This window comes from Streptomyces scopuliridis (assembly GCF_042790125.1).
Classification (GTDB): Bacteria; Actinomycetota; Actinomycetes; order Streptomycetales; family Streptomycetaceae; genus Streptomyces; species Streptomyces scopuliridis_A.
Genome location: NZ_JBHTZS010000042.1, coordinates 1 through 14,607 on the forward strand (window position 1 = coordinate 1; position 14,607 = coordinate 14,607).

General features: G+C 64.8%; 14 protein-coding genes and 1 pseudogene. 10 read left to right on the plus strand and 5 right to left on the minus strand.

Features of this window, described 5'->3' with window-relative positions; all coding sequences use genetic code 11:
- Positions 1 to 92 precede the first annotated feature (92 nt).
- Positions 93 to 635, plus strand: a pseudogene (locus tag ACFRKB_RS35610) (transposase); the annotation flags it as partial.
- The gene (locus ACFRKB_RS35615; protein ID WP_383110763.1) at positions 632 to 1,030 is read left to right on the plus strand and encodes a hypothetical protein; all 399 of its coding nucleotides are present in this window, start codon (positions 632 to 634) and stop codon (positions 1,028 to 1,030) included. The pseudogene ACFRKB_RS35610 and the gene ACFRKB_RS35615, both read left to right, overlap by 4 nt.
- 163 nt (positions 1,031 to 1,193) lie before the next feature.
- Here the strand turns inward: ACFRKB_RS35615 and ACFRKB_RS35620 are convergent, their stop codons facing one another.
- A complete protein-coding gene (locus ACFRKB_RS35620) occupies positions 1,194 to 1,628 on the minus strand; it encodes a hypothetical protein (RefSeq protein WP_383110764.1) in 435 nt (144 codons plus the stop codon).
- A gap of 1,280 nt (positions 1,629 to 2,908) precedes the next feature.
- Between ACFRKB_RS35620 and ACFRKB_RS35625 the strand changes: the two genes are divergently transcribed.
- On the plus strand, positions 2,909 to 3,370 hold the full coding sequence (locus tag ACFRKB_RS35625) for a hypothetical protein (protein ID WP_383110765.1): 462 nt from the start codon (positions 2,909 to 2,911) through the stop codon (positions 3,368 to 3,370).
- Between the two features lie 296 nt (positions 3,371 to 3,666).
- Here the strand turns inward: ACFRKB_RS35625 and ACFRKB_RS35630 are convergent, their stop codons facing one another.
- Positions 3,667 to 4,317, minus strand: coding sequence for a hypothetical protein (locus tag ACFRKB_RS35630; RefSeq protein ID WP_383110766.1), 651 nt, complete (start codon positions 4,315 to 4,317; stop codon positions 3,667 to 3,669).
- Positions 4,314 to 5,021 (minus strand): HNH endonuclease, encoded by a 708-nt coding sequence (locus ACFRKB_RS35635; protein ID WP_383110767.1) that lies wholly within the window; start codon positions 5,019 to 5,021, stop codon positions 4,314 to 4,316. The genes ACFRKB_RS35630 and ACFRKB_RS35635 overlap by 4 nt, the downstream gene beginning before the upstream one ends.
- Positions 5,022 to 5,538: 517 nt before the next feature.
- On the opposite strand from ACFRKB_RS35635, the gene ACFRKB_RS35640 reads away from it, so the two are divergent.
- The 7 genes from ACFRKB_RS35640 to ACFRKB_RS35670 all read left to right on the plus strand — a co-directional run bounded on the left by ACFRKB_RS35640 (position 5,539) and on the right by ACFRKB_RS35670 (position 12,110).
- The gene (locus ACFRKB_RS35640; RefSeq protein WP_383110768.1) at positions 5,539 to 6,348 is read left to right on the plus strand and encodes a hypothetical protein; all 810 of its coding nucleotides are present in this window, start codon (positions 5,539 to 5,541) and stop codon (positions 6,346 to 6,348) included.
- Between the two features lie 131 nt (positions 6,349 to 6,479).
- Positions 6,480 to 6,824, plus strand: a complete 345-nt coding sequence (locus tag ACFRKB_RS35645) for a hypothetical protein (RefSeq protein ID WP_383110769.1) — start codon at positions 6,480 to 6,482, stop codon at positions 6,822 to 6,824.
- Positions 6,825 to 7,062: 238 nt separating this feature from the next.
- Positions 7,063 to 7,233 carry a hypothetical protein gene (locus ACFRKB_RS35650; protein WP_383110770.1) on the plus strand — a complete coding sequence of 57 codons (171 nt, stop codon included), beginning with the start codon at positions 7,063 to 7,065 and terminating at the stop codon, positions 7,231 to 7,233.
- 656 nt (positions 7,234 to 7,889) lie between these two features.
- Positions 7,890 to 8,180: a helix-turn-helix domain-containing protein gene (locus ACFRKB_RS35655; RefSeq protein WP_383110807.1), complete on the plus strand. Its 291-nt coding sequence runs from the start codon at positions 7,890 to 7,892 to the stop codon at positions 8,178 to 8,180.
- The gene (locus tag ACFRKB_RS35660) at positions 8,167 to 8,685 is read left to right on the plus strand and encodes an ImmA/IrrE family metallo-endopeptidase (protein ID WP_344269680.1); all 519 of its coding nucleotides are present in this window, start codon (positions 8,167 to 8,169) and stop codon (positions 8,683 to 8,685) included. Before ACFRKB_RS35655 ends, ACFRKB_RS35660 begins: the two co-directional genes overlap by 14 nt.
- 660 nt (positions 8,686 to 9,345) lie before the next feature.
- A complete protein-coding gene (locus ACFRKB_RS35665) occupies positions 9,346 to 10,350 on the plus strand; it encodes an SMODS domain-containing nucleotidyltransferase (protein ID WP_383110771.1) in 1,005 nt (334 codons plus the stop codon).
- A complete protein-coding gene (locus tag ACFRKB_RS35670; RefSeq protein WP_383110772.1) occupies positions 10,347 to 12,110 on the plus strand; it encodes a ThiF family adenylyltransferase in 1,764 nt (587 codons plus the stop codon). The genes ACFRKB_RS35665 and ACFRKB_RS35670 overlap by 4 nt, the downstream gene beginning before the upstream one ends.
- Positions 12,111 to 12,204: 94 nt before the next feature.
- Here ACFRKB_RS35670 and ACFRKB_RS35675 read toward each other — a convergent pair whose 3' ends face one another.
- Together ACFRKB_RS35675 and ACFRKB_RS35680 are read right to left on the minus strand one after the other, a co-directional pair.
- Positions 12,205 to 13,290 (minus strand): SAVED domain-containing protein, encoded by a 1,086-nt coding sequence (locus ACFRKB_RS35675; RefSeq protein WP_344269688.1) that lies wholly within the window; start codon positions 13,288 to 13,290, stop codon positions 12,205 to 12,207.
- A gap of 889 nt (positions 13,291 to 14,179) precedes the next feature.
- Positions 14,180 to 14,497 carry a hypothetical protein gene (locus ACFRKB_RS35680; RefSeq protein WP_344269691.1) on the minus strand — a complete coding sequence of 106 codons (318 nt, stop codon included), beginning with the start codon at positions 14,495 to 14,497 and terminating at the stop codon, positions 14,180 to 14,182.
- Positions 14,498 to 14,607 lie beyond the last annotated feature (110 nt).

Here is a 14,607-nt window from a genome sequence, read left to right on the forward strand (position 1 = left end):
GGCCTCCGCCAGATCCAGTACTGCAGCAACGCCATCGACGGATGCCTCACCGCGACTGGACTCACACTGACGACACCACGCCTACAACCTCAGTAGAGGACCCGACCCTGGTGGTGCTGGACACCCAGAGTGTCCACGTGGCCGCCGGGGTCCCCGCCTCCACGAGTGGCCATGATCCGGCCAAGCGGGTGCCGGGCCGCAAGCGCGGCCTGGCCGTGGACGTCCTCGGCCTGGTCATCGCGGTCGTCGTCCTCGCCGCGAACACGCACGACAACGCCGCGGGTGTCGTCCTGCTGGACAAGGTCGCCGAGCACGCCGGCGGAACCGTCCGCAAAGCCCTGGTGGACCAAGGCTTCAAGAACCAGGTCGTCGTGCACGGCGCCGGCCTGGGCATCGACGTCGAGATCGTCGGACGCGACCCGCAGGTCAAGGGGTTCGTGCCGCAACCGAAGCGATGGAGGGTCGAGCAGACCTACGGGATCCTGATACTGCACCGGCGCCTGGTCCGCGACTACGAGCACCGCCCCTCCTCCTCCGCCTCCCGCGTCTACTGGGCGATGACCCACATCATGACCCGACGCCTCACCGGCGCGAACGCGCTCACCTGGCGCGAGCCGCAGGCGGTGGCAGCGTGAACATCCGGCCCCTGCTCGACGCCCTGGACCTCCAAGAAGACGCCGCCCGGGCCCTGGCCGACGACTTCCGCGCACAGATCAACGACCTGCAGACCCGGTTGCGGGAGGCCGAGACCCACCTGGAGCACCTCGCGATCACCCGCAAGACCGTCACCGGCCTCGCCGACCGGCTCCCGGCCGTCGTGCCGGCCCTGCCCGAACACCCGGACTACCCCCGCATCCTGACTGCCTTCAACCACGCAACCGGGCCGCTACGGGCCAAGGACGTCTGCAAAGCCCTCGGCCACGATTCGCTGCCGAAGAACGTCGAAGGCACCCGCGCCAAGCTGAAACGCCTGGTCAAGCTCGGGATCCTCACCGAGGCCGACACCGGCAACTTCGCCAGAAAGCAATAGCCGACGGAACCTCCACCAGCGGCCTCGCTCCCACCCTCAGCCGGAAACGGACATCACCTTACGAACCGCCCACTAAGAAGTGGGGCGTCTTCGAGGAAACAGCCGTATTGCGCTGAGTGCTCAGGCTGAGCCGCAGGCGCCGCCATGATTGAGTCTCTGAATCTTATGCGGCTGTGGTAGGTCGCTTAAACTCCCAGTGGATCTCGGGGCGGGCCATCGCGAGCCTGCGGAGCATGTTCTGGAACCGATTCTCATTGACCTGAAACTGCCCGTGCGGGCCCTTGCTGAGCGCGTCCATGATGTAGTCGAGCGCCGCACGCTCTTGCGCCTCGGAAGCGAGCACACTTACGTCAAGGACGAGGAGTTCGGGCCTGTAGACGACGAAGGCCCAGCGCTCGTCGGAGTGGAGCAAGCGCTCTGGGAACGTGCGCAGACCTCGGCGTACGATCTGAGTGCGGACAGCTTGCAGGCGCGTGATCCGCAGACGATCCATCCCTTCCCGGTCGCGCACCCAAGCGTTGCGGATGACGGCCGAGCCGTTGTTCTTGTTCACCGCAGCTTCGATCGAGTCGAGCGTGCTGGTGCGTACGTAGACCATGGACGCGCCTCTCCTGTTAACCGTTCGTTAGCAGGAGACATCGTCACCGTCAGAGCGCGTCTATGAACCGAATTGTTGATTTCCAACCCGCAAGGCTGGCTTGAGTGGTAATGCGGACGTTCGGCGGTGTTCTTCATCGGCGGCGACGGCCTGGCTTGCCGCAACCGGAGGGATTGGCTGGTGGCGGCTCAGGTGAGGGAGGGGTGAAGCGGGCCAACTGCGTACTTGCCGCGAGCCTTGTTCATCCTGGGTGGCGCAGACCGCGTCAGAGGGTCTCGGGACCCGAGAAGCCTTAGTTGTCGTGCTGCGGTCTGGACGCCATCTGCCCCTTCGGCTGTGGATCGATCTGGGCGACTTGGGGCACGCGGAGGGCATGCCACTCTCTAAGAGGTCTAGACAACAAGGAAGCCCCGGGCCGCTGGCCTGGGGCTTTTGCGTGGAGCGGGTGACGAGAATCGAACTCGCGCTCTGAGCTTGGGAATCAACGACGCTCCGGAGTACCGCAGCGCTCTGACCAGGGATTACGTGGGTGAGCGAGCAGTACGGAAGCCGGTTCGATTGACCGCTTCTGACCCTGGTGTACCGCCCTGAAGGGCTGGAGTGGGGCTGGGTCTGCGACTGCGCAATTGCCAAGGCGGTTCGGGTGGTCGCGTCAGCATGGCAAAGCACTTCATGATAAAGATCATGGGGGCGGTGTGCTCCCGCGAAGATTCGGAGCACCTCCTCCGCTCGCGCGTGCGTCAGCACGCCTTCCAACTGTTCATACGGAGTCTGCCCCGGTTCGTCACTCCTGACTTGGCCAGAGCGATTCCATGGCGTGCCTCCGGTCCGTGCCGGCTGCTGTTCTGGCTCACTGAGCGTTTGAAGCCGTGCGCTTGGCCAAATAGGCATGCTTGCCCCCGCTCCAGGCGGGTCTTCAGGCTTTCGACATGGTCTATCGATGTCGTGCGCAGAAGCCGGACCGCACGTTATGCAAGAACCGAGTGAGTCGCCCGGATACCCGCTGTCATCACCATTTGGGCAAGCCAGCGGGCCGCGTTCCTACGCCTCGAAGCCGACCTGTCAAGCGTGTCCAGGCGCCGCGGCGAGTACCTCGCCCTTCGGCGGCTCGGGTTGCCCTCCCGACTCCACGTATCTCCCAGCCGCCAACGCGACCCGCGCGGGAGCGTCTGAGGGTTGAGGGGTCGGCAAGGGCGGCCTTGGACGTAGTAGAGCGCGGTGGCACTGCTGTCATCGCTGAGCGCGCGGTCGCTTACGCCTCGGGCGACTCTTGGAGCAGGTTGGTCAAGCGCCACAGCAGGAGAGGCTGTGACGATCTCGCGCTGCTGGCTCGCCGGATCCTGCTGGGGAAGGATCAGTTGCACGATGTCGTCGGCCGTGCGGCAGGTGGTCTTTTCGGGCTGCTGGGACGTCCCAGGATCGAGCGGGTCTTCGCGCAGGAACTGGCGCGGAGGATCCCGCTACCCGTCGACGCCCAACTCTCCACGGCGGCAAGAGGCTTGCAGATCGCCGGCATCTACGTCTGTGTCGTCGGCAAGCAGAGCCTGACCGATTGCGCCTGCCTGCATGACGTACTCATTGTCGACGGTCAGGAACGCCTGCAGCAACTGCTCCAAAGGTGCTTTGGAGGACTGGCAGTGGCTTCCCCGGCGACTGAGTGGGAGCGTCGCAAAGTGAGCACGATGCTGAGTGGTCCTCTCCTACAAGGCGGCGTCTCGCGCATGCCGACCTCCGACTCGTAGACGTTTACGTTGGCCACAGCCTCACCGCTTTTACACCCTCAATGAAGGCGGTCTCCCTTTCCTCGGATTCACTGAGGGCGATGACGTCCAGTGGTGGAAACGTAATTAGCGATCTAATTCGATTGCAGAGGATATGTGCCGCTTCTAGATTCCCATCCTCGTATAGAACAAGGACGTCGATGTCGCGAGGTTTGTCTCCGGATCGCAGAGCTGAACCGAATACGAATAGGCGAACCCCGCAAAGAAGATCCGAGCAGTAAGAGATCACCTGTGTGAGGGTGGCCTCGACGTATGAACTAGGGATTATTGATTACCCCCATAAGTTCGGCGAGGCTCAAGAGGCGTACGCCTGCATGCTCGGCGTGTTCCAACGCCGCAGAAGTCGCCCGTCCGCTTGGGTTGGAGTTCAGTACGACATCCACTCCAGGGTGCCTGCCCAGTGCCTTTACCAGGGATTCTTCACCGAACTCGTATCCATATTCGACCGAAACGGTGACGCTTGCCATTCCCCCTTTTCGGATGAGTGTCATCGATGACTCGCACACCATTTGAACCTGCTGCACCCTTGAGTGCTGCCCAAGAATCCTCCTAGTGGAGTCCACGTCCTTTGATAAGAACCCCTGAGGGTCATCCTCGGCCATGGACCAGAAAACCTCGCTCATCGTCTGTACATCGGATCCCAGCTCATTTGCACGCTCCCTCGCCGACCAAAGATAGTGTGCGGTCTTTGGAACTAGACAAATGATCGTCGCCTCATCTTCTCGGAGAATGGCTTCCACTAGGGGCGGGGTAAGGGTTTCTGTGCGAATCGGCGCGATGCTGAGCTGCACCCCATCACGCCTAATTACTCGAAGGCGGCGATCGGAAATGCTGGAAGTCGAATATACTGCATCATGGTCCGAAATCTTAGGAGTAAACCAGTTGGTTAGGTATTGGACTTCGGTCACTCTCCCTCCTCCGTAAAAATCTTCTCAGCCCGTGCGGGGAATCGAGGAGCTGGCCCGAGCAAGGGTTCTCCCTTGTGTTTGCTTTCAAGCGCGTCAGTATGCTGACGAAGAAGCTCTGCCGTTTCCATCTCTTCTGCGGTGGCCAAATCCTCATTCACCTCAATCAGTGCTACGAGTAGGCGGCTATTGGGGACGATCTCATTGAGGATGCAACTGGACCAAACGGCAGCCTTTTCTCGCGACCCAGTGGACCCAGTGATGGGGTCGGGCCCCTTGGTCTCAAATAGTATTCTATTTCGCAGCAAAATCCTCCTAGCCGCCTTTCGGGCTTCCATCCTGCTGGAGAACGAAGGCGTCCCGCCAATGCGAGAAACGGCTTGCTTTCGCGCCTCCTTTGCTTTGGTGAGATAATCGGCTGGGTAACTTTCCGGCGCTTTGTCTACTTTCGTGTGGCAGTTGGGGCAGAGGAGCACTATGTTTGATGGGGAATCGCGATCCGGTTGTGAAATCCCGGAATCTGCACGTGGTCCGTCGTCGCTATGGGCCACGATGTGAGCCCGTTCTGCGATCGGGATGGATCTTTTACGCTTTGGGTCCGAGGGAAAGAGTGTGGTGTTGCATAGGAGGCAAGTACCAGCCGACTCGGCAAAAAGGGCTCGGTCGGCATCCTGACCCAGAGTTGGCCGCCCTGAAGTACATGCCATCCCGCACTCCTCATGAAGATTACGTATGGCTACGGATCATGCCAGGTCGCCCCGGGACTTGCCCATCCCATGCGAGCTGCCGACTCAAGCGAGGTCGGTGGAGAGGCTTGGGCGCAGGTGCCTTTTCGAGGGACAGGGCGGGTCGAAGGCAGGAGCGTCGGCGGTGAGCTGGGGAGCGAGCCGCCTTGATGACGTAGGTAGGTTGCACCGCGTCGGGTCCTCCCTCCGGGCAGTTGTGGGCGCGCGCCTGCGGCGGCAGCGCCGAGAGAGCCGAAGACAGGAGCGCGAGCGCAGCCAGAGCCGGGTGCTTGATGGAGGGGGGAAAGTTCTACCGCGCTGGGATCAGGTGCGAGGGACATTGAACGTGGAGGTCGCATCGCAGCGCGCGCCCCTTTCCCGTTCAGTCCCTCCAGTCATCCCGCGCGTGATCGGCATGGGCTCTATGATGACCGAGTCTTGACCAGATCAGACTTCGCGCCTATCTAGTGCGTGGGATGAAGTCAGAAACAGAGGTCCCGTGTCGGAGCCCTCTTCCGGCCCGCAGGCGCAGCCTTCAGTGACGGTCTCGGGCGAGCGGGCCATTGCGGCTGGCCGCAACATCGGCGTCGCCGTGACCGGCGATCACAACGTCATCAACTACTACCTGATCTTCGGCAGTACCGGGGACGGGGCCTCAAAACCGACTGAAGCGGGCGCGGCGCCCCAGCCTCTGACTGCCGCCAAGGTCAAAGCCCTCGTTCCTGTGCTTGTCGGCATCGTCAACTGGGTCGGCCAGAGTGTCTCGCTACACCCTGGTCACCGTTTGGTGCGTTCCTATGTCAAGCATGCGCTGCGCCAGGTGGGCACCGACGGAGTGATCGCCTACGGTCAGGAACTCGACACCGGCGAGACTCTGCTGCTGTTCACCGGAGCTGAGGATGTACGCACCCTGGGGGCCTTCCTGCTTCACGAGCTGGACCAGATGATGGCGGCAGACTGGGATCACACCACACGCAAGGCAGGCTACCTGTTGCCGCAATTGCGACTGGTGCTGCACGCAGGGTTCGGCGAGTTCGACGGTTCCTGCATCTCCAGCCCGTTGCTTGTGCATGCTCTCCGGTCGCACTCCAAGACCACGGCAATGAATGATGCGTCCGTCGGGGACGCAGTAGGCGTGGTGGCGCTGATCGCGCACGACGCCTTTGACGCCGAGATCTACGCCCAGCGCTGTGGCAGGAGTCGGCGCTGGCTTCCTTTCACGCAGAGGGTGGACGGTGCGCCCAGTTTGGACTTCTGGTCCCGCAGCGCACTGGGCATGACACGTTGCGAACAGACTGATGATGCGTGACACGGTTTGGGGCGTAGGACGGTCAACTAGGTTGTGATTAACGAAGATGATCTGGAGATGCGATGATGGTCGGCTGGCGCAGGGGCATGTTGTGGGCAGTGGCGACGGCAGCCGGCTTGAGCGTTGTGGGGTTGACGCTGCTGCTGTGGCTAAAGGATCTCGACACGGCGGGGACTGCGGCAGGCTTTGTCGCCGACACCACCGCGATCGTCATGACTGTCCTCACCGTGCGGGCGCTGTTGCTCCAGTCCGTTCAGCAGCCGAGCCACACCACAGCATCAGGCCCAGGGTCCGTTGCGGCCGGGGGGAGCATCGGAAGGGCCGTGACAGGCGATGGCAATCAGGTCTCTGTGCTGGCCCCGGCCGTCCCGCCGAGTGCGCCGGCGCCAAACGGAGCGGTGGACGCACCGGGCTCAAAATCGGTCGCGGCAGGCGGCTCGATCGGTGAGGCTGTGACGGGCGACAACAACACCTGAGACACCCAAAGATTTATCGGCAGGGCGGCCGCAGGGAACGGAAATAGCACGTGAAGAGTTTCCATCAAGCAGGACGACGACTCGTCCCGTGGGCCGCAGCAGCATTCGACTCGCCGCGCGAGATGTCCGCGTCAGTGACGGGTCCATCGCAGTGGGCGGTCTGCCGGAATCGCTGTGACCGGACGTGACGACACCGCGGTGCTGCAACCGTGGCTTGAGGGGTCGGGAACGCTTGGACATGACTGACGCGAGTCGGGCCCGCATGGCGCAGCGCTGGCACGCGGTCGGTGTTCCGATCGCTATGGCGTCCGAGTTCGCCGACACCCCCCAGCTGGGAACCCTGGCCGCAGCGGTCGTCGCCTCGACGGAGAGCCGTGTCGTGGTGCTGGAGGTCGGCTTCGCCGCGTAAGACCCTGGCAGCCGAGCGTCAACACCAGCAGGGCATCACCGCCGCCCGCGCAGGCGGCGGTTCCCGTCTATCTCACTAAGCGTATCGAGAGCGCTGTGATCGACGCCTGCGATTCGGGCGGCACGCCCCTCGGCGAGTTCGCCGCACGTGGAGTTGCCCTGGTGGTGGACGGGCTGGATGAGCCTAGCCCAATCCACGGTAGGGAGCTGCCAGATCACGGTCTCAGCTGGGGTCGCATCTACGACCGGGCAGCGCTGGCGCGTCCTGTTCACGGCCCAGCCCGGCCTGGAGATGGATTCCCGAAATCTTCGATGCTGTGCCGACTGTCCGTTCGTGCCCGCCGCACCATGCGTGATCGCATGGGCCCCGCCCAGTGGCCCTGGGATTCTGGTGCTGACGCTTCACCTGAATGGAGCCGTTGGAGGGGTGGTTCTTACGGCAAAGGTTTGAGGGGCGTCGCATCGATCTAGGTGCTGAGCCCACACTGGCCTGCGGCTCTGTGCTTGGCCGGGTGGTCGTGAGCGGAGGCTGGCAGGTGTCCGGACGTGTTCCATGCTCGAACAGGGGCCTGGCAGTGCTGGAGGTAGGGCACTAGGTTGTCAGCGACGCTGGCGGTTCTTGGGGGCGATGTGGAGGAGCAGGCGTTCAACAGGGCTGTGGCTGGGCTCATCCGAGACGCGCGGAGGCGCGCGGGGGTGACCCAGGCGTATGTGGGGCGCCAAGCGGGGCTGTCGCGCGCTTCGATCGCGAACATCGAAGCCGGGACGCAGGCGCCGCCGCTGTACCGGCTCGCTCTTATCGCCGTGGCGCTAAACGTACAACCGGCGGAACTGCTGCCCCCTCTCCGCCCCGACGAGGCGGCCGGTCTGCCGGCCCGACATGCTGCGGACGTAGCTGCGGTGTGGGCGCAGGCCGCCAAGATGAGGGATGGTCATGGCGAAGGCTGACATCGTGGCACGTGCGCTGCTGCGTGAGTTCCGCATCGATGAGCCCCCGGTCGACCCGTTCGAGCTGGCCCGCGAACTCGATGTCCTCGTTGTTCCTCAACGCATGGATGACGATGTCTCAGGCATGCTCCTCCGCAAAGACGGCAGTTGCGTCGTCGGTGTCAACGAGACCCACTCGCGCGAACGGCAGCGCTTCACCGTGGCACACGAGCTGGGGCATTTGCGCCTGCACGAGGGACGTCCGTTGATCTTGGACACCGACGCACGCGTGAACTACCGCAACTCGTTGTCGAGCATGGCCACCGACCGTGAGGAGATCGACGCCAACCGCTTCGCTGCGGCGTTGCTCGCCCCGGAGGAGATGGTCCGCCGGGCTGCCCAGCGCATCAGTTTCCGGACGACGGACGATCTTGTCCGCGTGCTTGCCAAGCAGTTCGTGTTGAGCGAGATGGCCATGACGTACCGCCTGATGAACCTCGGCATTGTCTCAGGTCCTGCCCACTGAGAGCGCGCTCCGGCCGCCAGTAGGCGGACTGGCCGTCGGCTGCCCCGAACGGGCCCTCGGCTGAACTTGGCACGCCCATAGCCTGGCTGAAGCAGTGTCAGTGGCGTTTGCTGGAATGTCAGCGAGACTGACGCTCAAAATGTGTCTTGCGCGAGCATTGCTCTGTGTGGTGCACTGGTTACAGCAGAGAGTAACCGGTCTCTCTGCGTGTGAGGTGAGCCCTGCTCGGCCTGAGGCTGAGAGGAGTCCACCCGCGCGTATAACGGGCGTACCGAGTGCATGTGCCTGGCCGCGATGGCCTCGGCACCTCTGACTGGACTGCACCGATCTCCATCCGATGGCCAGCGTCGCGAGCAGTCATCCGCTGATGCCGCGGAGCGGCGGACCCTCCGCGAAGCGCCGCCGCCGTTCTCCCACGCGAGCACGCACCCCGGGACCGTCACTTCGCACAACAACCCATACGAGGGGGCGTACCCGCTCCACGAGCGGGTCCCCGTGGCGACCCGCTCCACGAGCGGGTCCCCGTGGCCTTCCGCCCCCACCACTCTCCGTGGCCTATGCCGTCGTGCCTGTCGGCGTGGCCGTCGCACCCGCGTGGCCCCGTCACGCCAGACAAGCGCCATCCGAGCCCTTCAGCCCCTACAGAAAGGAAGCACCGCCATGCAGCACGTCAAAGGTTTCGACGTGTTCCTCCGGGACGCTGTGAACCTCAGCCAGGCCAAGCTCGACCTCCTCGCTACCCGCGTCGAGGCCATTTACAACGCCCTCAAGGCCGACCCCGACCTCGGGCCGCTGGTCCTCGGCAAGAAGCCGCAAGGATCCTGGGCCCAGCGCACCATCATTAACCCCGTCGGCGGCAGCGAGTTCGATGCCGACTTCATGCTTCACCTCGCTGAGGTAATCGAGTGGGCTGACAGTCCCAAGACGTACATCGACAAGGTCTACGCCGCCCTCCACCGGCACAGTGCCTACGGGGACATGCCGCACACCCGCAAGTGCCGCTGCGTGCAGCTGAGTTACGCCAACTCCATGCACGTCGACATCGTGCCCTACCTCCACTTGGAGGATGGCCGCGAGGTGATCGTCAACCGCGACGACAACCTGTGGGAGGAGACCAACCCGGCCGGCTTCACCGCCTGGATGCAGAAGAAGGACGGCATCGCCGACGGCAACCTACGCAAGATCATCCGCCTGATGAAGTACTTGCGAAACCACCGGAAGTCCTTCACCGGCACCCGCTCCATCATCCTCACCACCCTTCTCGGCGAGCGCGTCAGCGAGACCAAGGTCGTCAGCGAGCCCGGCTCCTACAGCAACGTGCCCACCGCCCTGCTCACCATCGTCGAGGACCTCGACGTATGGCTGCAGGACCGCCCCGTCAAGCCCTCCATCCCCGACCCATCCGGGTCTGGCGTCACCTTCGACCACCGCTGGAACCAGGTGACCTACGCGTACTTCCGTGAGCGCATCCACACCCACGCCCGCCAGATCCGCGAGGCTTACGACGAGCCGGACTACGACACGAGCGTACGCCTGTGGCGGAACCTGTTCGGCGACTCATTCCCCGCCCTTCCGCGCCCCACTGCCTCGGTCAACCCGACGAAGCCCAAGTTCCCGACACCGCTGCTGATCACCACTACGTCCCGTAACGGGCGTGCTGGATGAGCAAGCGCAATATGCCTCGGGCTCGGCCCAACGCGTGGCAGCAGGAGCTGCTGGACCAGCTCAAGACGCTCGCGGCCGGGCACCGCCAGGACCTGCGCGTCACCGGCCACCCTCGCACTGGTCCCGGAGGCCCGGTCATCGTCCCCATCAGCGTCCGCACTGGCGACATGCCCCAGGGGCCGGGCGGCCTGGCCGTGGGGGAGGTCGAGGACTTCATCCTCGTACTCCCCCCTACCCCCAGGATCCCGCCGTGGGTGCAGACCACGCACACTCGGTTCGCCGGCACCCCGCACGTACTGCAGGGCAACCGGCTGTGCATCTATCTCGACCCCGCCCGGGAATGGGACCCCACCGCCGGAATCACCCCCGTCATGAACCGACTGTGGGAGTGGCTCGCTGACGCGGCGGCTGGCAGATTCGACCCCGAGACCGCCCTCTACCACCCCGTCGGAGGCATCCTGCACCACACTCCAGGTGCTCCTACTGTGGTCGTGCGAGAACCCGTCCCGCACCACAGCCACGGCACAGGTTGGCTCACCCCGCGCTCCCCCGACCGACTCGACCTGACCGGGCAGCCCGCAGACGCGCACAGCCGCCGCACCCCGATTCTGCCGGTGGACCACTCGCTGCCCCTGGGGGCCGGCAGCACTCTGGCCGAGCTCGTGACGCTCATCGATTCCACCACCGCCGACACGCCCGTGTTCGCCCTGCGGACGGGCGACGCATCCCAGGCGCTGCTGACCGCACTTGCTGCCAGCGCCCTGCGCAACCCCGAGGGAACGGCCCAGCACTTCGTCCTAGCCGTCAGGCACCCCACTGCACCGGCAGCACCACCTTTCCTCCTCGCCGGCCGACTGCAGGCCCAACCCAGTGACACGCTGCGCCTGCTTGCCCGCCGTCGAATACCAAGCCACCTGGGCACCCTGCCCGACGAACTGCGCCAGGCTGCTATCGAATGGTGCTACCTCTCCGACGAGCGCCCTGAGGTCACCACCCGCCGGGACACCCAGCGCCCCGTTCACGCCTTTCATGGCGCCCATGTCCACATCTGGGGCTGCGGCGGCATCGGCTCATGGGCGGCCGAACTGGTCACCCGCGCCGGAGCCTCACGGCTCACCCTCAGCGATCCCGGCCGTATCACCGGCGGACTCCTCGTCCGGCAGAACTACACCGAGAACCACATCGGAATGAACAAGGCGGCAGTCCTGGCCCAGCGCCTGCGCACTATCCGGGACGACGTCACCATCGATATCACCGACCCGCTCCCCGACTCCGCTCTCCTTGAGGCCGCCGACCACGCGGACATCATCATCGACGCCACCGTCAGCATGGCCACCGGACGCTTCCTCGACCTCCTTGCCCAGCGCCCCCACCGCAGAGCGGTTCTCGCCCAGATGGCCACGGACAGCCTCACCGCCAGCCTGGGAATCCTCACCATCGCCGCCCCCGACAACCCCGCCAGTCTCTCCGCTATCGACCACACCAGCGGCCAGCACGTCCTGGACACCCCAAGCCTTGAGCCCTACCACCGCCTGTGGACCGAACCGGCCCCAGGCGACGAACTACGCCCCACCCGCGGCTGTTCCACCCCCACGTTCCATGGCTCCGCCGCCGACCTCATGGCAACAACCGCCACCCTGGTCAACCTCCTGGGCACCCAGATGCGTCACCCCGTATCAGGAACCCACCTGTGTGCCCAGCCCCATACCGGCACCCTCCCGGCCCACCACTTCATAGCCCACACGAGCCTGGACCGATAGATGGGCCCATGCCTCGGCTGGGCATCAGGACGGGGCGGCGTTGTGCACGCGGACAGTCGCTCGCACGCGCACAGCGGTGCTGCCTGCCGCTGCGTCAGCTGGTGGTCTGCCCCACCTCGAGTGTGGACACATAGCTCCCCGCCAGCCGCTCGTAGATCACCAACTGGGGGTGGACCTGAGGATGATGGACACGGCCCAGTACCAACGCTGCGGACATGGGGATGGCAGGCAGGACGTGCAACCGTCGCAGCGTCTTCGCCTCGGTCTCCAGCCGTGCCAGGAAGTCTCGGAGAGTGTCCTCCAGATGCCGTAGGGACGCGCGCTGGCGCAGTATGTCCGGGCGGGTCGCCGCGTTGGCTGGGCTGATCTCGTAGCGGCGCAGGGCTGCGAGTTCCGCAGGGACCTCGTGGGGGATGATCGCCCCCGAGACATTCATGATCACCACGGCCTCGTCATCGACCAGGTCGCCGCCGACCACACGCACAGTGAACTCCGTGGCCGGGCCGGTCTCAGCCGGCCACACCCAGGATTGCTCGGGCCGGTGACGCTGATAGACATCCGTCGGCACAGTATCGTCCAGCCGGGACCCCAAGTACACCAGCAGCGGCAGGCGCGCGAACCCGAACACGCTCACATGCTGCACGGAGCCGCGCTCGACGCCCGGCCGCAGCTGATGCCTGATCACCTCATCGATGACCTGTACCGCCTGCCGGTAGTAGCTGCGGCTCGCTGCTGCTGCGGACAGAGCGTTCCCGGACGTCGTGTCCTCCTCGCCAGGCGTGCGCTGCAGATCGATCTCCACCCCATGCCGGGAATAGGACTCCAAGAACAGCGGAAATCGGTGCCGCGCCGTCACCGCGCTCGCGGCGGTCTGCCGCGACAGTTCCACAGCCTTCCCGTGCACCGGACCCATCATCCGCACCACTGTGGTGGCACGGCTGGGTCCCAGACCGGTCACGTGCCTGATGCGGTCCTCATGCTCCTGCTTCAGATCATGCAGCCACGTAACGGTGAAGATGTCCTGTGTGGCCTTCGCATCGATTTCGGTGTGCTCCTGAGCGCACACCAACATCAGGTTGTCCGCCTCGTCCCGCAGCGTCTCTTCCAGCGGATCCGCGCCTCGCGGTGAGCGCTCATGTGTGCTCTGCCCGACGATGTGCGCGATCTCGCCCAGACGCACCGTCCGCCCTGACATTCGCCCGTCCAGCAAGTATGTGTTGCACAGCACGCAGCGGCCCCCACTGCGAACCCACACCTCCAGAGCCACCTGCTGGGCAGACCGGCCCCCTCTGCGCACCCTGCTGCCCGCGCTCATCGCTGCCACTTCCGTTCGCCCTCGTCCATCGGATTAGACGCTAGGCGACGTTCGCTCTCCTGGTGGAGCAACTTGACAAGAACGGGGCGATGTTCATAAGGCCACCGAGTAAAGAGCCATAGGAAGGACGACGGGTACGAAACCGTCCGCAGGGACGTGATCGGTGGCTCGCACGAAGGACATCCCGTCAGACACGGAGTCGCCTGCTTCCTACCATCATGCTGACAGCAACCTGCTAGGGGGTGCCCCGGCTACGGTGCCAGCGGGGGAGAGGCCGGGGCAGGAGTGTGGGCCCGGCCGGGGCCGGGCCCACACTCGGTTCTCGAACAGTAGGGCGTCGTTAAGGGTCGAGGTCCGGGGTGATCGCGCCGGGTGGGTCGATTGCTCCTTCGAGGACGGTGACTGGGCCGGTGTTGGTGTGGCTGCCTGGTAGGAACATGGTGATGCCGGAGTCGGGGCCGGGGGCACTGAGGAAGTACGCGACTTTCACAGCGAGGCGGGGGACGCGGTCGCGGCCGAGGTCGGCGACCGACCCTGAGCACACCTACGCATTCCCCGGCGGCCGTGAACTGGTGCTGTCGGTCGGGGACCACGTCCGTCTTCGTACCAACGACTACCGGGCCAAGCGAAGCCGTGGTGAGCGCCTCCAGCAGCTCGAACAGCAGCTGACTGCCACCAGCCGTTTCGGACGTCCCACGCTGCGCGGAGACGACCGGGCAAGCGTCGAATCTGAATATGAAGAAGTGCGCCGAGGCTACGCGGAGACCGGCATGAACTGGAAGAACTTAGCCGTCGCCTTCGCGAGCGTTCGGCAGCGGCGGGACCCGACACCGAGCATGGTGACGTGCTGGCTGAGGCTGCCGACATCGCTCGCCGCAAGGGCGCGCTCGTCCTCCAGGCTCAGGGGAAGGACGACGAACTCGCCAAGACGCTCCGGGCCGACGCGGCAACAGCCCGAGGCACTGCGGACGGTGCCGCCCACCGTGCAGCCCGACTGCGGGCCGAACTTGATGGTCGTCGTTCCGATTCGACGTTCCAGAGCGACTCGGAGCCGTCGCGGAGTCGGAAGCATGGGCCCGTACACGGGTGGACACCGCACGATCGATGTGATCCAGCCGGATGCTCCGGGACCGGCAGAGCCTCCCGCTGCACCACTGCCATAGATGGTGTCCGCCCGTTTCG